This window comes from Leucobacter chromiiresistens, from assembly GCF_001477055.1.
Taxonomy (GTDB): Bacteria; Actinomycetota; Actinomycetes; order Actinomycetales; family Microbacteriaceae; genus Leucobacter; species Leucobacter chromiiresistens_A.
On sequence record NZ_LDRK01000010.1, the window covers coordinates 48,048 to 67,966 of the forward strand.

The following is a 19,919-nucleotide window of genomic DNA, read 5'->3' on the forward strand; positions in this document are numbered from 1 at the left end:
GGCCGCGGCAGTGCTCGCGAGCGTGTTCGGCCGGCTGCCGTCCGCACCCCGGGGGACGATCCCCTGCGAATTCGGGCGTTCTGAGGCCCGCAACGCGCCTGTGGCGGCCTGAATCTTGGTAAGCTGGACGGCGGAAGTGGATGGGGCTCGAACGCGCCCTGAGACGCCCAGATAAGGATCATTCTACGTATGAGTTCAGAGCAGGCTCCCGCCGCGGAGAATTACGGTGCCGGAGCGATCCAGGTACTCGAAGGGCTCGAAGCGGTTCGCAAGCGTCCGGGCATGTACATCGGTTCGACCGGTCCGCGCGGTCTGCACCACCTGGTGTATGAGATCGTCGACAACTCCGTGGATGAAGCACTCGCAGGGTACTGCGACTTCATCGACGTCACCATTCTCGCCGATGGGGGAGTGAGGGTCATCGACAACGGGCGAGGCATCCCCGTCGACGAGCATCCCACCGAGGGTCGCTCGACGGTCGAGGTGGTGCTCACCGTGCTGCATGCCGGCGGCAAGTTCGGCGGCGGCGGGTACGCCGTGTCCGGTGGTCTGCACGGCGTGGGCTCCTCGGTCGTCAACGCGCTGTCCCGCCGGTTCGAGGTCTCGGTGCAGCGTCAGGGTTTCACGTGGAACATGTCGTTCACCGACAGCGTTCCCGATGCTCCGCTGGCACAGGGTGAGCCGAGCTCCGAGACGGGCACCTCCATCACCTTCTGGCCGAGTGCCGAGATCTTCGAGTCGATCGACTTCGATTACCAGACGCTGCGGACGCGGTTCCAGCAGATGGCATTCCTGAACAAGGGGCTGCGCATCGCGCTCACCGACCTGCGCGAGCAGGAGCCGGTGGAGAACGCCGAGGGCGAGCTCGAGGCTCCCCCCGCGCTGCACGACGAGTTCCTGTACGAGAACGGCATCCAGGACTATGTCCAGCACCTCAATGCCGCGAAGCGCGCGGAGCTCGTCAATGAGGAGATCATCTCCTTCGAGGCCGAGGATCCGGATCGCAAGATCGCCGCGGAGGTGGCGATGCAGTGGACGACTTCGTACACCGAGAGCGTGCACACCTACGCGAATACGATCAACACGCACGAGGGCGGCACGCACGAGGAGGGCTTCCGCGCTGCGCTCACGACGCTCGTGAATCGGTATGCGCGTGAGAAGAACATCCTGCGCGAGAAGGATGACAATCTGTCGGGCGACGATGTGCGCGAGGGGCTCACCGCGGTCATCTCCGTCAAACTCGGCGAGCCGCAGTTCGAGGGCCAGACCAAGACGAAGCTCGGCAACACCGAGGCGAAGGCGTTCGTGCAGAAGGTCGTGGGCGATCAGCTCGGCGATTGGTTCGAGCGCAACCCGGGGCCGGCGAAGGACATCATCCGGAAGTCGATCCAGGCCGCCTCTGCGCGTCTCGCCGCCCGCAAGGCCCGCGAGACGGCGCGCCGGAAGGGCCTCCTCGAATCCGGCGGCATGCCGGGCAAGCTCTCCGACTGCACGAGCAAGGATCCGACGATCTCCGAGATCTTCATCGTCGAGGGCGACTCGGCCGGCGGTTCCGCCAAGACCGGGCGGAACCCGCACACGCAGGCGATCCTGCCGCTGCGCGGAAAGATCCTGAACGTCGAGAAGGCGCGATTGGACCGCGCCCTCAACAACGCCGAGGTGCAGGCGATGATCACCGCGTTCGGCGCGGGCATCGGGGAGGACTTCACGCCGGAGAAGGCGCGGTACCACAAGATCGTGCTCATGGCCGATGCCGACGTCGACGGGCAGCACATCACCACGCTGCTGCTCACGCTGCTCTTCCGCTACATGCGGCCCCTCATCGACCTGGGGTACGTCTATCTCGCGCAGCCGCCGCTCTACCGCATCAAGTGGTCGAACGCGGAGGACGAGTACGTATACAGCGATGCTGAGCGTGACGCGCGTCTCGCCGCCGGAGCGGAGCAGGGCCGACGCCTCATGAAGGAGAGCGGCGTGCAGCGCTACAAGGGCCTCGGCGAAATGAACCACGAAGAGCTGTGGGACACCACGATGAACCCCGAGACCCGCACCCTGTTGCAGGTCACCATGGAAGACGCGGCGATCGCCGACGAGATCTTCGCCACCCTGATGGGCGAAGACGTCGAGGCCCGCCGCACCTTCATCCAGCAGAACGCGAAGGACGTGCGTTTCCTTGACATCTGAGAACGAGACCCCGGAGACGGACATCAACGAGGTCGACACGAACGACGCGGTGCACGGCAGGATCGACCAGGTCGATCTGCAGCTCGAGATGCAGCGGTCGTACCTCGACTACGCCATGAGCGTGATCGTGGGGCGCGCGCTCCCCGACGTGCGCGACGGGCTCAAGCCCGTGCACCGACGCGTCATCTACACGATGTACGACGGCGGCTACCGACCCGACAAGGCCTTCTCGAAGTGCACGCGCGTGATCGGCGACGTGATGGGCCAGTTCCATCCGCACGGCGACAGCGCGGTCTACGACTCGCTCGTGCGTCTCGTGCAGCCGTGGACCCTGCGGTACCCGCTCGCGCTGGGACAGGGCAACTTCGGCTCTCCCGGCAATGACGGCGCCGCTGCGCACCGATACACCGAGACGAAGATGGCGCCGCTCGCCCTCGAGATGGTGCGCGACATCGACGAGGACACCGTCGACTTCCAGGACAACTACGACGGTCGCACGCAGGAGCCGACGGTGCTCACGTCGCGTTTCCCCAATCTCCTCGTCAACGGATCGGTCGGCATCGCGGTGGGCATGGCGACGAATATTCCGCCGCACAACCTCCGCGAGGTCTCCGAGGCGGCGATCTGGCATCTCGAGCACCCCGACGCATCCCGCGAAGAGCTTCTCGACGCGCTCATGGAGCGCGTGCACGGTCCCGACTTCCCGACCGGCGCTCAGATCCTCGGCACCAAGGGCATCCGCGAGGCATACCGCACCGGACGCGGATCGATCACGATGCGGGCGGTCGTCAACATCGAGGAGATCCAGGGTCGCACCTGCCTCGTCGTCACGGAACTGCCGTACCAGGTGAATCCCGACAACCTCGCGGTGAAGATCGCCGACCTCGTCAAAGACAACAAGGTGCAGGGCATCGCCGACATCCGCGACGAGTCGAGCGGACGCACCGGTCAGCGACTGGTCGTCGTGCTCAAGCGCGACGCCATCGCGAAGGTCGTGCTGAACAACCTGTACAAGCACACGCAGCTCCAGGAGAACTTCGGCGCCAACATGCTGGCGATCGTCGACGGCATTCCCCGCACGCTGGCGCTGGACGGGTTCATCACCGCCTGGGCGAAGCACCAGATCGAGGTCATCGTACGTCGCACGGCGTTCCGCCTGAAGAAGGCGGAGGCGGAAGCCCACATCCAGCGCGGATACCTGAAGGCGCTCGACGCGCTCGACGAGGTCATCGCCCTCATCCGCCGCTCGCCGACGGTCGAAGAGGCCCGCGAGGGGCTCATGGGGCTGCTCAGCGTGGATCAGATCCAGGCGGATGCGATCCTCGGCCTCCAGTTGCGCCGTCTGGCCGCCCTCGAACGGCAGAAGATTCTCGACCTCGCCGCGAAGCTCGAGGCGCAGATCGCAGAATACGAGGCGATCCTCGCATCGCCCTCCGAGCAGCGCGGGATCGTGGTGCAGGAGCTCGGGGAGATCGTCACCAAGTTCGGCGACGAGCGCCGCACGGCCATCCTCCACGGATACGACGGTGATATGTCGATGGAGGACCTCATTCCCGAGGAGGAGATGGTCGTCACCATCACCCGCGGCGGGTACGTCAAGCGCACGCGCATCGACAACTACCGGTCTCAGCACCGCGGCGGCAAGGGCGTCAAGGGCGCCCAGCTGCGCGCCGACGACATCGTCGAGCACTTCTTCGTCACCACTACGCATCACTGGCTCCTGTTCTTCACGAACACCGGGCGCGTCTACCGCGCGAAGACGTACGAGGTGCCCGAGGGCGGTCGGGATTCGAAGGGGCAGCATCTCGCGAACCTGCTCGCGCTCGCGCCCGACGAGATGGTCACCCAGATCCTCGACGTGCGCGACTTCGACGCCGCCGGCTACCTGGTGCTTGCCACCCGAGACGGGCTGGTCAAGAAAACCGCACTGACGGAGTACGACACCAACCGCACGGGCGGCATCATCGCCATCAAGCTGCGCGACGGCGACGAACTCGTCTCAGCGCTCATCGCAGAGGCGACCGATGATGTGCTGCTCGTGTCGCGCCACGGCATGTCGGTGCGCTTCACCGCTTCTGATCAGGCACTTCGCCCCATGGGGCGCTCGACGAGCGGCGTGCGCGGTATGAACTTCCGCGAGGGCGACGCGCTCCTCGGTGCGTCGCGCATCGACGGGAGCGACGGCTACGTCTTCGTCGTCACCGAAGGCGGGTACGCGAAGCGCACCGCCGTCGACGAGTACCGAGTGCAGCAGCGCGGCGGGTACGGCATCAAGGTCGCGAAGCTCGACGAGAACCGCGGCGTGCTCGTGGGCTCCCTGATCGTCGATGAGACCGACGAGGTGCTCGCAGTGCTGGCGAGCGGCAAGGTCGTGCGCTCCGGCGTCGCGGAGGTGCCGGCGAAGGGCCGCAACACCATGGGGGTGGTCTTTGCACGATTCCCAGAGCAGGACCGTATTATTGGCATCGCGCGCAATCCGGAGCGTGGGCTCGACGACGATGAGTCCGAGGCCGCAGGGCCCGAGAACGCGGAAAACGAGGAAGACCTGAATGAGTAACACTGTCGCCGACAAACTGGCCAAGAAGACCCGTAAGAAGGCGCCGGCGAAGCAGGTTCGCCTCAAGCTCGTCTACGTCGACTTCTGGTCGGCGGTGAAGTTCTCTTTCCTCGTCGCCATCTGCTTCGCGGTCGTCAGTGTCGTCGCGACGATCCTGATCTACACCGTGCTGCTGCAGACCGGCGTGTTCGCCCAGGTCGATCAGCTGTTCATGGACATCGTGGGTGAGGACAACAGCCTCATGAAGATCATCGGCTTCCCGCAGGTGCTCGGCTTCTCCGTCGTCGTCGGCATTCTCAATGTGATCGTCGGCACCGCGCTCGGTGCGGTCGGATCCCTCGTCTACAACCTGCTCGTTCGGGTTCTGGGCGGATTCCAGCTCGGGTTCACCAGCAACTGAGCCGCGGCCCGACCCTCGCTTGGGTCGGGCCACGCCCGGTATCCGCAGACGATTTCGGATTTGTCTCGGCTTCGGGTAGAGTCATTGCTTGGTCGGGGGCTATAGCTCAGGTGGTTAGAGCGCTTCACTGATAATGAAGAGGTCCCAGGTTCAAGTCCTGGTAGCCCCACCGCAATTACACGAAAGCCCCGCTGAATCACAGCGGGGCTTTTGCGTTTCAGCGTCCATACCGCCAGGCACGGGCGCTCGTGCTGGGAACAGGCGCTCCTGGCGATCGCGCTCGACGCATCGCGGCCGCTTTTGCGCTTCGCCAAGGAAGTCTGTAGAGTAGATCGAGTTGTTCCGGTCTGCGACAGGAGCGGCGAGTGGAAGTCTTCGACTCCCACGGGTCCTTAACTCAGTTGGTAGAGTGCCTGCTTTGCAAGCAGGATGTCGGGAGTTCGATTCTCCCAGGATCCACAAACTGATTGGCCCCGACTTCCCTAGAAATCATTGGGAAGTTGGGGCCTTTCTCATTCCTCCGGTGACTCTGCTGGCAACGCCGTGGCAACAATCGCGGACGAACGGGCCCGACTGAGTGCCGCGGCCACGTCGTCGAGGTCATCGTCGAAGAGGTCCGCATAGGTGTCGAGCGTCATCGCTGCAGAGGCGTGCCCGAGCATACGCTGCACGGCCTTCACGTTGGCGCCGGCACTGATCGCGAGCGATGCCGCCGTGTGGCGCAGATCGTGGGGTGTGACGCGTGGGAAGATCGCGGGCACCGTCTCTCCGCGCTCTGCGGCGATCTCGGCGCGTTGTGTGTCTGCGGCGATGCAGCGGTCGACGGCGCGGCTGAACCAGCCTGAGCCGGTGAGGGGGAGCGGCATGTAGGTGGTTCCGTCGCCGAACAGGATCCCGGTCCGAGGTTTGCCGGCCGCCTGCGCTGCGAGCTCGGTGTCGAGAAAGTCGGGGAACGGTACGGTGCGCGCCTCGTGGGTCTTCGGGGTGCCTACCTCGACGAAGCTCCCCACGGTGACGGCATTCTGTACGACACTCACGCGCCGTTTGACGGCGTCGACGTGCTCGACGTGCAGGCCGGCCATTTCGCCCCACCGGAGGCCCGTGTACGCGAGGAAGCGCACGATCGTGGGCTTCGATGACGCCGCGGGCTACGTTCTTCGAGACTCGTTGATCTCGCAGTGCGGTGTCGAGTATCGATGCGAGGATGCCGTGCGCGCGCAGCACGACGGTGGCCGACTTCTTGCCGGCGAGCTCGGACACCCACGCCTGCACTTCGCCGTGGCGGATGCCGCCGACTTTGCGCGCGGCCCACTTCGGTGCGACATTCACGCGCCAGGCAGTCTCGAACGAGAGGTAGCTCGAGGGCTTCAGCACGGTCTTCTGCGACCGCAGCCAATCGACGCCGAGCGTTTCCACCGTGGTGTGGCCGTCGGTCGGGTTGACGTAGTCGCCCTTCGCTTTGCCGACCTCGACTTCTGCGAGGCGCAGCTCGGCGACGCGCTTGCGAGTGAACCCGCTACCCAAGCCCCAAAAAATCTAGAGACAGCTGGGGGTGCGGCCGACCGCGCCGGGGGGTGTTCCTCTCTCCCCGGTCGGTTTCGGGGCTTTCATGTCACACTTTCGCGTCACACCTTCGGGTGCGCGTCACACAACTCAGGAGGTTTGTGCTTATGTCGAGAACGAGGGAGCAGGATCGTGAGTATCAGCGGAAGCGGCGTGCTCAGAAGGCGGCAGCTGAGCAATCCTCTGTGGTGACGAGTGAACCGAGGAGAAGTCGCGTTCATCGGTCTGCTGTGACGCGGATGCTGCGTGCGACGGGGCTCGCCCACGTATCTGAGGAGGCTCCTCTGGTTGAGCTGGTGAAGTTGCTGGCACGAGAGATGGACGAGTCGCCGTCAGCGTCGACGGCGACTCAGTACCGGGCCGCGCTCTCGGAGGTACGGAAGGTGCTCGAGGCTGCTGCTGCGCCCAATCGCGAGCCTAAAAGGGTGCGAGGGGTGCAGACGGCTGATGCTGCTGCGGGCGAGGTGTTGCCGGAGCCGACGTCACTCGCGAAGTTCAAGCAACAGCGCAACATCGGGTCGCGTGACGCATAGGCGTCGAAAACGCTCAGGGCTGGGTGTCGCGGAGCAGCTTGAAAGCTTCGTAGATGGCTGCGCTTTCAGATCTCGGGGTGCTGTCGGCTGTGCGAGGTGTGGGCTTCACTTCGTAGGCTTCATCGTCAAGCTCGAATCTGAAAGTGACCCCATCGGTGCGGTTGCCCCTGTCGGCTCCCTTGAAATAGTTGTGCACAGCTCTCACCTTTAGATTGCGAGCCGCGGAAGTAGGCCATACTTTCACATTGAATGATCCTGGGTTCAATTCGTAGAGCGATTCGGTTTCTGCGACGACGATCAATGTTGGGTAAACCGCAACAAAGCGACCGCTCCACTCGTCGTCAAGCCCGCCACTGATGGCGACTGGGCGCGTGTCTTCGCCGGCGGCAAGAAGAACGCTCGAGATGAGTTCGCCTGTCAGGCGTCGCAGCCTGGTACTTTCGCCGTCGCTTTCACCATCCTGAACGGCCCGCAGCAGTGAATTCCAACCTGGCAGGCCTTTTATGGAGTAGTACAGGTCGTCGCTGGGCTTCAAATCTTTGGTCATGTGGCCGAGCATAGCTATTTCATGGAGCTCGCTCTAGATATGCGTGCTAATTGGGCGCTCATCGCATCCGGCTGTGGTTATTATGAGCATTATGACGAAGCGTGATGATCTCAAAGTTGAGGTACAGAAGAAGATCGAGGCAGAGGTTGGGCCACTGACGATCGACTCAATCGAGTACACGGTCACGCACGAGGTGCGAGGCACGGTCGACGGTGAGAGTGTCGCTGTTGTGGTGACGCAGTACCCGATCGGCGAGAACCCGGAAACCTATCAGGGGCGCGAGATGTGGCGGGTGGACGTCTTGGGCGGAGACGGGCCGCTCGACCGCGTGCAGAACCCGCAGGAATCGCTTGCTCTCGCCTTCGACTCGTTGAACTGGAACCGGGTTAAAGCGAGCCTTTCGCGTTGATAAGACGACGCGGCGGCCGTCTCGCAGGTGCGGGCGCTCGCGGACATCGTCGACCAGGCCGGCGCGACGGGGATACCGGCCTCGCGATCCGCACCCACTCGCTGCTGTCGAAGCTGCTCGACGAGCTCCGTGCACGCCGTGTCGAGCAGGGCACGCAGGCGGCCGCAGTCGCGTCGGCGCCAAACGTCACCCCGATCGCGTTGAAACGGCCCGTGCCCCGCCCGCAGTGACGGTATGCAAACCGACGCAACACCGACGTCCATTTAACGGATGTGTTTCGTTTGTCGTATCCGGAAGCCTGCTTAACTGCAGGGACAATCGGTAATTCCTGATGCCGACACGTGGAGCGGCTTGTCACACGTAGCTCGCGCGCTCGTGGCACCAGTGCCTATGCAGCATCCATCGTCTGCTCTAAAGTTGAGCTCGCGATCCTCGGTCTATGTTCACTTAAGAACTAGCATGGTGAGAGGAATCACCTGTCAAATTGCGGAGAGGCGAGAGTAAAGTTTTGACTGAACTTCGCATCGAGCCTATATTTGAAGGAAACGACAGCATAAGCATCGTTTCAACCGCAGGAGAATCGGACCGTGTTGCTGAATTCCTGACAAGCCTCAATGACCGTGTGCGTTCTCGTTTCCACTACTTCTTTTTGAAACTAAGCATGAAAATGCGCCTGAAAAGTCCGCAGCATATGCGACAGATCAAGGGAGTTAGGGATCCCTATGGCAAGGGAGCTGAAGTTCATGAGCTTAAGGTCGACGTAAGTCCTGGATACAGGGTGTACTTGGTTCGGTTCAACAACCGTTGGTTTGTAACGCATGGGCGAAAAGGCAAACCTAAGGATCGTGATGTTCCGAAGGAGGCCGAAAAAGCCTTGAGTATTTTCTATAGCGACATGGGACAAATCCAAGAAGGGGAAGACCAATGAGTGTGTTTCCAGTAGGCGATGCAGCTTATGACGCCATTTTTGCCGAAGAAGCAGCGATGATCGATGCTTCAGAATCGATCGCCGAAGCTCTTGAGCGCAGCGGCTTGTCCCAGGTCGAACTCGCCGAGTTGCTAGGCGTGTCGAAAAGTGAAATTTCAGCGCGACTCCGTGGCGAACGAAATATTACGGTTCGCAAGTTAGCCGCCACTTTGCACGTGCTCGGGGCGTCTCTGAAGATTGAAGCTAACTTCGCTGGGTCAGAGAAACCTCAGCAGTCGACGAAATGGCGATTTAAGCCAGAAGCACATGCTCATCGTGTTTCACAGAGCGAGCTAGCGTCCGCATACATCAGCCGTTCTTTGATGGCCGCATGAGCGGCTCTACACAGTTTCTACTAGTCAACCCAGAGGTCATCTCCATTTCATCGCATCGCCACGATGCAGAAGGAGACGAACTCATTTGGGAAACCGGAATCGCTCCCGAAGGGATTAGCGATATGGGTGGCCGAGTGGTTTTCGGAACTCTCCAAGCTGGCTGCGACTCAGGCGGCGGTGCGGTGATTGTGGCGTCGATCTTCCGTCAACCGGAGGGGGAGCTCCTAGAGCTTGAGGCTTTTGAAGAGGCTTTTGTAGATTCCGATGCTCTCGAAACACTTTACGACATTGCCAGGGCATCCTTAAGACAGGTTCTTTCGTTCATCGAAGTTCAGATCGACCTGCCCCGAAAAGCTCCAGAGCCCCAGATCGGCTACCTGACGAGACAACATGAGGATCGTGAAACGGAAGAGCTATACGAGGAGCCTGGCGCTTCTTGAGCTTTCGAAGCTGAGTGCGAACATGCCTCGATATGGCATTCGAGGATGCGGGAACCCTCTCCCGAAACATTTGTCGTGGCAACATCATGGCAACATTCGACGTGAAAGTTACTGATTCCGACTGATCCCGATAATCGTAGATCGCTGTAATAACGCAGATTCTGGCGGAGTCGACCAACTTGATTCGTGCTTTGGTGGAGTTCGATTCCCAGGATCCACCGACAGACACCCCGGCCTCAGTGCCGGGGGTGTTGTGTTTCACGTGGAACGTGTGACGAGGATCCGAAGTGCGGACGCGAGGGTAGGGGAAACCCGAATGGGACCGTCGGGCCTGCTGGCTCCTCTCGGGTGCGGGGGAGCGCCTACCGTAGAACCATGACCACTCCCCACCCCTCCGAAGCGCCGACGACGCCACTGCCGCCGACGCGCGGCCTTCCGCAGACTGCGACCGCAGGCATGCAGTCGGATGCGCAGAGCACGGCGCCGATGCACCCGCAGGCCGACGCGCAGGCATCGGCCCAGCCGCACGCGCAGACGACTCCGTACCCGCGGGTGGCGCCGCAGACCGCGCCCACAGCCCCACCGGCACCCCCGGCAGCAGCCGGTCTCCCGCACGCGGCCCCGCAGCAGCAGGTGCGATCGGCGGCCGCGCCCACCTCGAAGACCCCCTTCCGTCTGCTGCTCACCTGCCTCCACCTCGCCGCACTCGGCATCGTGGGATTCACCATCACGCTCGTGCTCGCCGCGCTCCTCGGCACCGGCATCGGCATGCTCATCATCGGGATCGGCCTGGTGCTGCTCGTCGCGGCGGTCTACGCGCTCTTCGGCATCGCCTGGTTCGAGACCTTCCGAGTCGGCGGCCTCTACGGGATCTCGGTCACGGCTCCGGCGTGGCAGCAGCGGCGCGGCCCGGGCTTCGGCGGTTGGTTGGGCTCCGTGCTGCGGCAGTCGGTGGATGGGCGGATGTGGCGCGCGGTCGCGAACTTCGCGATCTCGAGTGCGCTGGGCGCTGCCCTGCTCGGGCTCGTGCAGGGCTTCGTGCAGGCCTTCGTCTCCGTGTTCCGCACCTCGTCGGTGTGGTGGCAGCCGGGAATCATCGGCATGCTGATCTGCGCCGGCGGCATCGTGGGTCTCGCGCTGCTGCACCGACTGATCGCCGTCGCCATCATCGGTTCCACCGCGGCCGAGGCGGAGCTCACGGAGCATGCGCGCGTCTCCGACGAGCAGCGCGCGGGGGCGGTGCGCGCAGCAGACGTCGAGCGCACCCGCATCGAACGGGACCTGCACGACGGCGTGCAGCCCCGGCTGGTGTCGGTCGGCATGACGCTCGGGCTCGCGCAGCAGAAGATCGACTCCGACCCCGACGCGGCGAAGATGCTGGTCGCCGAAGCGCACACCTCGACGAAGGCGGCGATCACCGAGCTGCGCCAGCTCGCGCGGGGCATCTACGCCTCCGTGCTCGACGATCGCGGGCTCGACGCGGCCCTCTCCGCACTCGCAGCCCGGTCGCACATCCCCGTGCAGGTCGATGTGCGGCTCTCCGGCCGCTGCAGTCGCGATGCCGAGGCCGCCGTGTACTTCGCCATCGCGGAATCGCTGACGAATGCGGCGAAGCACTCCCGCGCGAGCGAGGCGCGCGTCATCGTGCGTATGCGCGACGACGACGATGCGCCGACCCCGTTCCTCTGGGCCCGGGTCGAGGACAACGGCATCGGCGGCGCGCGAGTCACCCCCGGGGGCGGCCTCGACGGCATCATGAATCGGGTGCTCGCCGCCGGCGGCACCACCCGCCTCGACAGTCCGCGCGGCGGCCCCACGACCCTGGAGGTGAGCGTCCCGTGCGCATCCTGATCTGCGAAGACTCGGTGCTGCTGCGCGAAGGGCTGGTCCGTTTGCTCGAGCACGGCGGGCACAGCGTCGTGGCGGCTCTCCCCGATGCGACGTCGCTGCACCAGACCGTCGCTGCGACCGAGCCCGAACTGTGCATCCTCGACGTGCGACTGCCGCCCTCCTTCACGGACGAGGGGATCCTCGCAGCACTCGAGCTGCGTCGCACGCACCCGCGTCTTCCGGTGCTCGTGCTCTCCCAATACGTGGAGGAGCGCTACGCGAGCGAGCTGATCGCCGCCCAGGGCGGGGCCTTCGGCTACCTCCTGAAGGATCGCGTCGCGGACGTCGGCGAGTTCATCGACTCGGTGCAGCGCATCGCGTCGGGGGCGACGGTGCTCGACCCCGAGGTCGTCGCCCAGCTGCTCACCCGCCGGTCTCGCGACGATCGCATGCGCGCACTCACGGAACGCGAGCGAACCGTGCTCGCGGCGCTCGCCGAGGGTCGATCGAATCAGTCGATCGCAGCCCTGCTGTTCCTCTCCGAGGCGAGCGTCGAGAAGCACATCACCGCGATCTTCCAGAAGCTGCAACTCGAACCCGACGGCGGCGGCAATCGCCGAGTGCTCGCCGCGATCGCCCATTTCGAGAGCGTGGGGGGTACGCCTGCAGCCGGGCCCGACGCCCGACGTTCCACCCCCGAACCACAGACCGGAGCCTCAGCATGACCACGCCCACCACTCCCGACGAGTCCCACGATGGATCGATCGCGCAGCCGACCCCGCAGCCGACGACTGCGCAGCCGACCCTGCAGAACGGTGCGCCGACGCCCGGGACCACCGGGCCGGACGCCCCGCAGCCCGGGGCATCGCAGCCCGGGGAGCCTCAGCAGGCGAGGCCCCAGCCGATGAGCACCGCACGCAAGGGAACGCCCTCGACGCGCGTGATCGTCGCGGTGACGGCGGCGGTCGGGGGAGTGGCGCTGCTCGCGGTCGCCGCATCGACCGCTTACTCCTCCGTCATGCCCGAGCGCTACGACGCGATCGATGCGTTCGTCGGCAGCGCGGTCGATTTCGACGGGAGCGAGGGTCCGGGCGGCGCGGCGCCCGGCTCGGAGCAGCTGGTCGATGACGGTTCGGGCACGGTGACGCACTTCGCCCCCATCGACGAGGTGCGGTCACTGGACGTGGAGATCGCGGGCGCATCGTTCGACGTGGCATTCGGCGACGTCGGCGAGGCGGAGCTCGCAGTGACGGGAGATCGCGCCGCGAACTGGACGCTCGCGGTGCGCGAGGGCCGTCTGGTCGTCGAGACGCCGGATCGCGGGTTCACCACGGGCTGCTTCGTCAATTGCGGCTCCGGCTCGCTCGGCGACGCCTCGGGCACGCTGACCCTGCCGCAGTCGATGATGGAGGATGGCATGCTCGACGCGGAACTGAGCGTCGAGGGCGGAGCACTGCGAGGCTCGGGATCCTTCCGCTCGCTCGACGTCAGCGTGCAGGGCGGCGACATCCGTCTCGACGGCAGCGCCCAGAACGTCGAGGTCGAGGTCGAAGCCGGCAAGGCGGAGCTCGAGCTCGCGGATGTGGGAACGGCCGAGGTCGGCGTGGAGGCGGGGTCGGTTCGGGTGACGATGACCGGCGCCGCTCCGGATCGCGTCTCCGTCGAGGCGAGCACCGGCAGTGCCGCGCTCGATCTGCCGGAGGCCGACTACCGCGTCGATGCGACGGCCGAGCTCGGCGAGCTCGACGACCGTCTCACGAAGAGCGAGGACTCGAAGCACGTGGTGACGGTGCGTGCGGAGGCCGCGAAGGTCGTGCTGCAGTAGCCTGCACGGACCGAGACGCCTGCGCACACCGAGACGCCCCGGCTCCGCGGGCGCACCGTACACTGGGCGCATGGACCACGGCGGAGACGCAGGGCGGGACGGCGGAAACGCAGGGCGTCACGGCGGAGACGCAGGGCGTCACGGCGGAGCGGTGCCGGTGCGCCCGGCGCCGGGCGCGCCGGCGCCGTCGGGCCCGCACGCGGACCGGTCGGCGACGCTCGGCGCCTCGGCCCGGTTCGCTCCGCGCGGGCCGGAGGGCCGGGCCCGCGCGGAGGCGAACGGGAGCGCCGGGCCCGCATCGTGGGCCCGCACCCCGCTGCGATGGGGCGCCGATGTGCTCGGCGAGGGCTTCGAGGCGGCGGAGCTGGACCTCGGCGCGGACGACGAGGGGCCGCTCGTCGCGACCCTCGTCCGCTCCCTGCCGACGCCGCCCGGCCTGATCGATCGCCTGCTGCGCCGCACACCGCCTCTCGCCGATGTCGATGTGCTCTACGTGCACGGCTGGTCCGACTATTTCTTCCAGCGCAGCATGGCGCGCTTCTGGACCGATCGGGGCGCCCGCTTCTACGCGCTCGACCTGCGCAAGTACGGCCGAAGCCTGCGCGACGGGCAGACGCCGGGCTACATCGAGAATCTCGATGACTACGATCTCGAGATCGGGTTGGCGCTCGCGGCGATCGGGCACGGCGAGCCGCTGTCCGGCGCGGAGCCCCCACCCGGTCCCGGGCCGCAGGGCGGGGCGGCTCCTGCCGGCTCGGCACCGCGAGACGGGGGCGCCCCGCGCAGACTCATCCTCTTCGGTCACTCCACGGGCGGCCTCATTCTGAGCCTGTGGGCAGCCACCCATCCGGGCCGGGCCGACGCGCTCGTGCTCAACAGCCCGTGGCTCGAGTTCCAGCTGACGGGAGCGGGCCGGCAGATGCTCGCCCCGCTCCTCGATCTCGGCGCGAGGTTCAATCTGCGGGACTCCGCACCGCAGTTCGATGCGGGGCTCTACACGCGCGCGCAGCGCACTGTGGGACCGCAGGACGAGCTGGCCGTGATCGACGAGCGCTGGAGGCCGGCGCGCAGTCACGCGGTGCTCACCGTGTGGCTCCGCGCGATCCTCGCCGGCCATGCGCGGGTGAGTCGCGGCCTCGCCATCGAGTCACCGATCCTCATGCTGCTGTCGGCCCGCTCGGCGCTCCCGCTGCGCTGGGACGAGTCGCTGACGAGCGCCGACACGGTGCTCGAGGTCGATGAGATCGCGAAGGCGTCGCTGCGGCTGGGCTCGACGCTCACCGTCGAGCGACTCGACGGCGCCCTGCACGACGTCTTCCTGTCGCGGGACACGGTGCGCGCCGAGGCGTACGCCCGACTCGAGCGGTGGGTGACGGGCTGGACGGCGGCGCAGCGCGCGGCGGGAGGGCGCGCACCGCGGCGCCGGCGCGAGCGGGCCCACCCCGGCGCGGTCTGAGCGCGTCGGCGCGGGCGGAGCGGCCTCGACGCCCGACCGACTAGGCTCGGATCATGGATCTTCGAGTCGCCGCCTACGCCGTCGTTGAGCGGCGCGGCAAGATCCTGCTCACGCACTGGCGTCGGGGTCATCTGCACGGGTGGACGCTGCCGGGCGGCGGCATCGAGAGCGGCGAGGATCCCCGGGACGCGGTCGTGCGCGAGGTGGCGGAGGAGACCGGCCTCGAGGCGAAGGTCGGCAAGCTGCTCGGGGTGGATTCGCGTGTGATGGTGCGCGAGGAGGTGCCGGCGGGCGACGACCCCGAGCTGCACACCATCCGGATCGTCTACCGGGCGACCGTCGTGGACGGGCCGCTGCGCAACGAGGTCGACGGGTCGTCGGACGAGGCGCGGTGGGTGGCGCTCCGCGACATCAAGTCGCTGCGGACGCTCTCGCTGGTGCAGACGGGGCTGCGAATGGCGGGGCTGAATCGGCGCCCGGTGGGCAAGCCGGGCAAGGGCGCGAACCGTCAGGGCCGCTCGGGGAAGCCGCGCAAGTAGTCGTTCGAGGGGATCGCGGCTCGCCGGAGAGAGGCAGCCGTTCGCGCACTGTCGGCGGGCGAGGATCGCGCCGACGGCGCGCAGAACGCGAATGGCGCCCCGGCTGGTGAGCCGGAGCGCCATTCGTCGTTGCAGATGCCTCAGTTCTCGGGCGCGACCCAGAGCTCGTCATCCGTGCGGAAGGCCTGCCAGAGCGCGTAGCCGACGCCGACCGCTGCGGCGACGCCGAGCCCGACGGCGACGACACCGCCGGCCTTCTTCTTCGGCTTCAGGTACCCCGAGCGCTCGCCGAACCCGCGGACCTTCTTCGCCGCCTTGGGGTTGTCGATCTCGTCGAGCGTCTGGATCGTGCGCGCGAGCGCGCTCGCAACGATCGGGGTGGTCGCGCGACGCACCGTGCTCGCCGCACGACGGGCCGTCGCCACACCGCGATCGAGCGTCGGGCGCACCGCCTCAAGCGCGCCGTCCACCCGCGGCATCAGATGCTCGTCGCTGAGGTGGCGGGCCTGACCGCCGACCTGGCCGAGCACCTCCCCGGCGTGCCCCAGCACCACGCGCTGCTGGTCGAGCAGCTCCTGGGCGTTCTTCCGCAGCTTCCGGAGTTCGCGGCGGCGCTTCCGTGAGAGATTCATTCGTATCCTCCTTGCTCGACGAGGCAATCCTTTGAGCCATATCACCCGTAGCCTCCACGCTACACCGAACCCGCCCGTCGGCGGCGGAGCGAGTTCCGAGAACCGCGCGTTGTCAGGGTTTCCCAGGCTCCGAAGGGCCTTGACAACACTTTCTTCCCACCCCTCCAGCCCTACACTGGTCGCATGACGATTCACTCCTCAGTAGCGACCATCCACACGAACCACGGCGACATCGTCGTCAACCTCTTCGGAGACCACGCTCCGAAGACGGTGAAGAACTTCGTCGACCTCGCCGAGAAGGGGTTCTACGACGGCGTCATCTTCCACCGCATCATCCCGAACTTCATGATCCAGGGCGGCGACCCGACCGGCACCGGCACGGGCGGCCCCGGCTACACCTTCGACGACGAGATCCACCCGGAGCTCACCTTCAGCGAGCCCTACCAGCTGGCTATGGCCAACGCGGGCAAGCGCCCCGACATGACGGGCCGTCTCGCAGGCACCAACGGCTCGCAGTTCTTCATCACGACGACGGCGCCCGACTGGCTGAACGGCAAGCACACCATCTTCGGCGTCGTGGCCGATGACGCCTCCCGTTCGGTGGTGGACGCGATCTCGAACGTGCAGACCGGTGCGCAGGATCGTCCGGTCGAGGACGTCGTGATCTCCGGCGTCGACGTCGCTGCGGCCTGAGGACGAGCGCAGGTGACGAACGGGTCGGGGCCGGTGTACGGCGAACGCGTCGAACCCGGCCCCGACGACGTCTGCTACCGCCACCCCGGCGTGCGCAGTTTCGCGCTGTGCCAGCGGTGCGGACGCACGATCTGCGGGGACTGCCAGGTCGTGTCTGCGGTGGGGGTGCTGTGCCCCGAGTGCACGAAGGAGATGCGCGCACCCGCCGGGCAGCGAGCGGCGCGATCGACTCGGGTCGCGGGGCGCAGGATCGCGGCGCTCGATGCGCCGGTGACGTACGGGATCATGCTGCTGTGCGCGGTCGTCTTCGTCGCGCAGTGGCTGAGCGCGACCTTCGGCGGGAACGGCGTCACGGCGGCCCTCTGGTACGCGCCGCTGTATTCGATGCCCGGCGCGTTCGAGCCGTGGCGACTGCTGACGGCGATGTTCACGCACTCGCCCACGTTCTTCCTCCACATCCTCTTCAACCTCTACGCGCTGTGGTTGTTCGGGAGGAATCTGGAGCAGGCGATCGGGCGGGCGGCGTTCGCCGTGCTGTTCCTGTTCGCGGGAGTCGGGGGATCGCTGGGCGTCATGATGTGGGCCTACGTCGATCCGCAGGCCCTGGTCGCGCCGACTGTCGGCGCTTCGGGAGCGATCTTCGGCGTGCTCGCCGCGACGCTCGTCGCGATGCGGGCCGCCCGCGCCAACATCACGTCGCTCGCCGTGCTGATCGCGATCAACTTCGCGATCGGCCTGATTCCCGGAGCCGCGATCTCCTGGCAGGCGCATCTCGGCGGTCTGATCGTCGGGGCGGCGACGATGTGGCTGCTGCTCGCGACGCGCGGGCCGCGGTTGCGCCGGCGGCGCGTGGCGGGGCTCGTCGGGCTCGGCGCGCTGCTGGTGCTGATCTCGGGAGCGTACTTCGTCGTCGCGCCCGCAGCGCAGTTCGTCGGCTGATCTCTGCTCGACAACTGACTGAGGCCCGGCGGATGCCGGGCCTCAGTCAGTTATCCACAGGTTCCTCCCCAACTGGGGAGAATTACACCCGTGTGATTCACGACACGTTTCGGGTCACTTCCACCACGGTGTCATGAGGAAGCCGACGAGCACGAGCCCGAAGCCGATGAAGATGTTGGCCTGACCGAAGGCGGGGATCGGCAGTTGCAGGCTCGAACTCGTGATGTAGTAGAGCACGATCCAGATCAGACCGAGCAGCATGAAGCCGAACATGACGGGCTTGAACCAGATCGGGTTCGGAGCCTCTTTGCGCGCAGCCGCCAGATCAGCGCGATTCTGCGCGACCTCGGCCGAATTCCGCTTGCTTACATTCTTCCCAGCTGCTGCCATGGGTGACAGTCTACCCGGAACCTGGTTCGCGCCCAGTGAGCACGCTTTAGAATGTGGGGGTGAACGAGACAGTCCAGAGGGGTCGCCGCCGTCGCGCGAGGCTGAGCCCGTTGACGGTGATCGGCGAGCTGCTGCTGGTCGGAGGCCTCGCCGTCATGGGCTACATCGTCTGGCAGCCCTGGCACACCGGAGTCGGAGTCACCGCCAAGCAGACCGGCCTCTCCGACGAGGATTCGGCTCGGTGGGACAGCGAGGCGTCAGCGGAACCCTTCGACGGCGTCGTCCCCGTCCCGGCGCAGCCAGAGCCCGCGGAGGTCTTCGCCGTGCTGCGCGTCCCCTCGTTCGGCACCACCTACGCCAACCGGGTCGCCGAGGGCACGGACTGGGACACCGTGCTCAATCTCGACGACAAGGGGATCGGCCGGTACGAGACGACGCAGATGCCCGGTGAACCGGGCAACTTCGCCCTCGCCGGCCACCGCTCGGGGCCGCTCATCAACTCATTCCGCGAGGTGATGAATCTGCGCGTCGGGGATCCGCTCTTCGTCGAGACGGCCGACGGCTGGTACACCTACCGATTCCGGTCGATCGAGTACGTGACGCCCGACGAGGTCGACGTGCTCAATCCGTTCCCGCGCCTGGAGGGCACCCCCGGCGACGATCAGATCCTCACCCTCACCACCTGCCACCCCAAGATGGCGGGCAGCGACGAGCGAGCGATCGCCTACTCGGTGTTCGAGGGCTTCCAGCCCCGATCCGACGGCCCGCCGCAGGAACTCCTCGACCTCAATCCGACGATGGGCGCGACTCAGGCCCTCAGAGGGGATCAGGAATAGTGTTCTCGATACTCTGGCGCTTCTTCCCGGGACCGGCATGGCTGCGCGTCATCGTGCTGCTCCTGGTCGCAGCAGTCATCGTGTACGCGCTGATCGCGTACGTCTACCCCTGGGTCGCCACGCAGATGCCGGGCGAGGAAGTGACGGTCGCCACATGAGCAGAATTCTCGTCATCGACAACTACGACAGCTTCGTCTACACGCTGAACGGCTACCTGCAGCAGCTCGGCGCCGAGACGCACGTGATGCGCAACGACGAGGTGACGCCCGCCGGCCTCGAAGCGCTGGTCGCCGAATACGATGGGGTGCTGATCTCGCCCGGGCCGGGCACTCCCGCCGAGGCGGGTGTATCGATCGCCATGGTCGATCTCGCCCTCCGAACCGGTGTGCCGCTCCTGGGCGTGTGCCTCGGGCACCAGGCGATCGCCGAGGCGCTGGGCGGCGTCGTGACGCACGCCGAGGAGCTCATGCACGGCAAGGTGTCGCGCGTGGTGCACACCGACGATCCGTTCTTCGACGGCGTGGCCGCGGAGTTCGACGCGACCCGTTATCACTCGCTCGCCGTGGTGCGCGACACGGTGCCCGAGAGCCTCGTCATCACCGCCGAGACCGCGAGCGGCATCGTCATGGCGTTCCGCCACCGTGAACTGCCGATCTACGGGGTGCAGTACCATCCCGAGTCGGTGCTCACGGAGGGCGGATACCAGCAGCTCGGCAACTGGCTCACGGTCGTGGGCGTGCCCAACGCCGCCGAGGTCGCGCGCACACTGTCGCCGCTGCTCACCGACTGATCCGCGTCGGCGCGGGCTGAGGTTCGGCGGCGCCGACGGGCGCGGTCTGAGGTT

21 protein-coding genes and 2 tRNA genes are annotated in these 19,919 nt (G+C 66.2%); 19 read left to right on the top strand and 4 right to left on the bottom strand.

What is annotated here, in order from left to right; all coding sequences use genetic code 11:
• Positions 1 to 189: 189 nt before the first annotated feature.
• From gyrB to NS354_RS01820, 5 genes are all read left to right on the top strand, one after another.
• Positions 190 to 2,184: a DNA topoisomerase (ATP-hydrolyzing) subunit B gene (gene gyrB, locus NS354_RS01800; RefSeq protein WP_058592911.1), complete on the top strand. Its 1,995-nt coding sequence runs from the start codon at positions 190 to 192 to the stop codon at positions 2,182 to 2,184.
• A 22-nt stretch (positions 2,185 to 2,206) separates the two neighbouring features.
• The gene (gene gyrA, locus NS354_RS01805; protein WP_058592962.1) at positions 2,207 to 4,741 is read left to right on the top strand and encodes a DNA gyrase subunit A; all 2,535 of its coding nucleotides are present in this window, start codon (positions 2,207 to 2,209) and stop codon (positions 4,739 to 4,741) included.
• Entirely contained in the window at positions 4,734 to 5,141 is a 408-nt protein-coding gene (locus NS354_RS01810) for a DUF3566 domain-containing protein (RefSeq protein WP_058592912.1), read from the top strand. Before gyrA ends, NS354_RS01810 begins: the two co-directional genes overlap by 8 nt.
• Before the next feature lie 95 nt (positions 5,142 to 5,236).
• A tRNA-Ile gene (locus NS354_RS01815) sits at positions 5,237 to 5,310 on the top strand.
• A gap of 217 nt (positions 5,311 to 5,527) precedes the next feature.
• A tRNA-Ala gene (locus NS354_RS01820) sits at positions 5,528 to 5,600 on the top strand.
• Positions 5,601 to 5,653: 53 nt separating this feature from the next.
• Here the strand turns inward: NS354_RS01820 and NS354_RS01825 are convergent.
• On the bottom strand, positions 5,654 to 6,223 hold the full coding sequence (locus NS354_RS01825) for a site-specific integrase (RefSeq protein ID WP_153002070.1): 570 nt from the start codon (positions 6,221 to 6,223) through the stop codon (positions 5,654 to 5,656).
• A gap of 1,027 nt (positions 6,224 to 7,250) precedes the next feature.
• The gene (locus NS354_RS13270) at positions 7,251 to 7,784 is read right to left on the bottom strand and encodes a hypothetical protein (RefSeq protein WP_153002071.1); all 534 of its coding nucleotides are present in this window, start codon (positions 7,782 to 7,784) and stop codon (positions 7,251 to 7,253) included.
• Between the two features lie 91 nt (positions 7,785 to 7,875).
• Here NS354_RS13270 and NS354_RS01835 point away from each other — a divergent pair, with 91 nt between their 5' ends.
• The 9 genes from NS354_RS01835 to NS354_RS01860 all read left to right on the top strand — a co-directional run bounded on the left by NS354_RS01835 (position 7,876) and on the right by NS354_RS01860 (position 15,585).
• Positions 7,876 to 8,193: a hypothetical protein gene (locus tag NS354_RS01835; protein WP_153002072.1), complete on the top strand. Its 318-nt coding sequence runs from the start codon at positions 7,876 to 7,878 to the stop codon at positions 8,191 to 8,193.
• 508 nt (positions 8,194 to 8,701) lie between these two features.
• Positions 8,702 to 9,121: a hypothetical protein gene (locus NS354_RS13275; protein WP_153002073.1), complete on the top strand. Its 420-nt coding sequence runs from the start codon at positions 8,702 to 8,704 to the stop codon at positions 9,119 to 9,121.
• Positions 9,118 to 9,495, top strand: coding sequence for a helix-turn-helix domain-containing protein (locus NS354_RS13070; protein ID WP_082677848.1), 378 nt, complete (start codon positions 9,118 to 9,120; stop codon positions 9,493 to 9,495). Before NS354_RS13275 ends, NS354_RS13070 begins: the two co-directional genes overlap by 4 nt.
• Positions 9,492 to 9,935, top strand: a complete 444-nt coding sequence (locus tag NS354_RS13280) for a hypothetical protein (RefSeq protein ID WP_153002074.1) — start codon at positions 9,492 to 9,494, stop codon at positions 9,933 to 9,935. The genes NS354_RS13070 and NS354_RS13280 overlap by 4 nt, the downstream gene beginning before the upstream one ends.
• A gap of 375 nt (positions 9,936 to 10,310) precedes the next feature.
• Entirely contained in the window at positions 10,311 to 11,786 is a 1,476-nt protein-coding gene (locus NS354_RS01840; protein WP_241490298.1) for a sensor histidine kinase, read from the top strand.
• Positions 11,774 to 12,490, top strand: coding sequence for a response regulator (locus NS354_RS01845; protein WP_058592916.1), 717 nt, complete (start codon positions 11,774 to 11,776; stop codon positions 12,488 to 12,490). Before NS354_RS01840 ends, NS354_RS01845 begins: the two co-directional genes overlap by 13 nt.
• Entirely contained in the window at positions 12,487 to 13,590 is a 1,104-nt protein-coding gene (locus NS354_RS01850; RefSeq protein ID WP_058592917.1) for a DUF4097 family beta strand repeat-containing protein, read from the top strand. The genes NS354_RS01845 and NS354_RS01850 overlap by 4 nt, the downstream gene beginning before the upstream one ends.
• A 70-nt stretch (positions 13,591 to 13,660) precedes the next feature.
• A complete protein-coding gene (locus NS354_RS01855) occupies positions 13,661 to 15,046 on the top strand; it encodes an alpha/beta hydrolase (RefSeq protein ID WP_241490299.1) in 1,386 nt (461 codons plus the stop codon).
• Positions 15,047 to 15,099: 53 nt separating this feature from the next.
• Positions 15,100 to 15,585: an NUDIX hydrolase gene (locus NS354_RS01860; protein ID WP_058592918.1), complete on the top strand. Its 486-nt coding sequence runs from the start codon at positions 15,100 to 15,102 to the stop codon at positions 15,583 to 15,585.
• Positions 15,586 to 15,725: 140 nt separating this feature from the next.
• Here the strand turns inward: NS354_RS01860 and NS354_RS01865 are convergent, their stop codons facing one another.
• Complete coding sequence (locus tag NS354_RS01865; RefSeq protein WP_058592919.1) at positions 15,726 to 16,217, bottom strand: hypothetical protein; 492 nt, start codon at positions 16,215 to 16,217, stop codon at positions 15,726 to 15,728.
• A gap of 183 nt (positions 16,218 to 16,400) precedes the next feature.
• Here NS354_RS01865 and NS354_RS01870 point away from each other — a divergent pair, with 183 nt between their 5' ends.
• Both NS354_RS01870 and NS354_RS01875 read left to right on the top strand, forming a co-directional pair.
• The gene (locus NS354_RS01870; protein ID WP_058592920.1) at positions 16,401 to 16,910 is read left to right on the top strand and encodes a peptidylprolyl isomerase; all 510 of its coding nucleotides are present in this window, start codon (positions 16,401 to 16,403) and stop codon (positions 16,908 to 16,910) included.
• Positions 16,911 to 16,922: 12 nt separating this feature from the next.
• Positions 16,923 to 17,849 carry a rhomboid family intramembrane serine protease gene (locus NS354_RS01875; protein WP_058592921.1) on the top strand — a complete coding sequence of 309 codons (927 nt, stop codon included), beginning with the start codon at positions 16,923 to 16,925 and terminating at the stop codon, positions 17,847 to 17,849.
• A 114-nt stretch (positions 17,850 to 17,963) separates the two neighbouring features.
• Here NS354_RS01875 and NS354_RS01880 read toward each other — a convergent pair whose 3' ends face one another.
• Positions 17,964 to 18,239 carry a cell division protein CrgA gene (locus NS354_RS01880; RefSeq protein ID WP_058592922.1) on the bottom strand — a complete coding sequence of 92 codons (276 nt, stop codon included), beginning with the start codon at positions 18,237 to 18,239 and terminating at the stop codon, positions 17,964 to 17,966.
• Between the two features lie 59 nt (positions 18,240 to 18,298).
• Between NS354_RS01880 and NS354_RS01885 the strand changes: the two genes are divergently transcribed.
• Genes NS354_RS01885 through NS354_RS01890 form a run of 3 tightly spaced genes read left to right on the top strand, consistent with a single transcriptional unit; the run spans position 18,299 to position 19,865 of the window.
• Positions 18,299 to 19,075, top strand: a complete 777-nt coding sequence (locus tag NS354_RS01885) for a class E sortase (protein WP_241490300.1) — start codon at positions 18,299 to 18,301, stop codon at positions 19,073 to 19,075.
• Positions 19,075 to 19,233, top strand: coding sequence for a hypothetical protein (locus NS354_RS13510; protein WP_010155575.1), 159 nt, complete (start codon positions 19,075 to 19,077; stop codon positions 19,231 to 19,233). The genes NS354_RS01885 and NS354_RS13510 overlap by 1 nt, the downstream gene beginning before the upstream one ends.
• Entirely contained in the window at positions 19,230 to 19,865 is a 636-nt protein-coding gene (locus NS354_RS01890) for an anthranilate synthase component II (protein ID WP_058592923.1), read from the top strand. The genes NS354_RS13510 and NS354_RS01890 overlap by 4 nt, the downstream gene beginning before the upstream one ends.
• The last annotated feature ends 54 nt before the right edge of the window (positions 19,866 to 19,919 follow it).

Excerpts from the sequence above, each read along its gene's own strand:
- gyrB (WP_058592911.1), top strand. The coding sequence starts at position 190 with ATGAGTTCAGAGCAGGCTCCCGCCGCGGAGAATTACGGTGCCGGAGCG.
- NS354_RS01810 (WP_058592912.1), top strand. The coding sequence starts at position 4,734 with ATGAGTAACACTGTCGCCGACAAACTGGCCAAGAAGACCCGTAAGAAG.
- NS354_RS01825 (WP_153002070.1), bottom strand. The coding sequence starts at position 6,223 with ATGGCCGGCCTGCACGTCGAGCACGTCGACGCCGTCAAACGGCGCGTG.
- NS354_RS13270 (WP_153002071.1), bottom strand. The coding sequence starts at position 7,784 with ATGACCAAAGATTTGAAGCCCAGCGACGACCTGTACTACTCCATAAAA.
- NS354_RS01835 (WP_153002072.1), top strand. The coding sequence starts at position 7,876 with ATGACGAAGCGTGATGATCTCAAAGTTGAGGTACAGAAGAAGATCGAG.
- NS354_RS13070 (WP_082677848.1), top strand. The coding sequence starts at position 9,118 with ATGAGTGTGTTTCCAGTAGGCGATGCAGCTTATGACGCCATTTTTGCC.
- NS354_RS13280 (WP_153002074.1), top strand. The coding sequence starts at position 9,492 with ATGAGCGGCTCTACACAGTTTCTACTAGTCAACCCAGAGGTCATCTCC.
- NS354_RS01840 (WP_241490298.1), top strand. The coding sequence starts at position 10,311 with ATGACCACTCCCCACCCCTCCGAAGCGCCGACGACGCCACTGCCGCCG.
- NS354_RS01850 (WP_058592917.1), top strand. The coding sequence starts at position 12,487 with ATGACCACGCCCACCACTCCCGACGAGTCCCACGATGGATCGATCGCG.
- NS354_RS01855 (WP_241490299.1), top strand. The coding sequence starts at position 13,661 with ATGGACCACGGCGGAGACGCAGGGCGGGACGGCGGAAACGCAGGGCGT.
- NS354_RS01860 (WP_058592918.1), top strand. The coding sequence starts at position 15,100 with ATGGATCTTCGAGTCGCCGCCTACGCCGTCGTTGAGCGGCGCGGCAAG.
- NS354_RS01865 (WP_058592919.1), bottom strand. The coding sequence starts at position 16,217 with ATGAATCTCTCACGGAAGCGCCGCCGCGAACTCCGGAAGCTGCGGAAG.
- NS354_RS01870 (WP_058592920.1), top strand. The coding sequence starts at position 16,401 with ATGACGATTCACTCCTCAGTAGCGACCATCCACACGAACCACGGCGAC.
- NS354_RS01880 (WP_058592922.1), bottom strand. The coding sequence starts at position 18,239 with ATGGCAGCAGCTGGGAAGAATGTAAGCAAGCGGAATTCGGCCGAGGTC.
- NS354_RS01890 (WP_058592923.1), top strand. The coding sequence starts at position 19,230 with ATGAGCAGAATTCTCGTCATCGACAACTACGACAGCTTCGTCTACACG.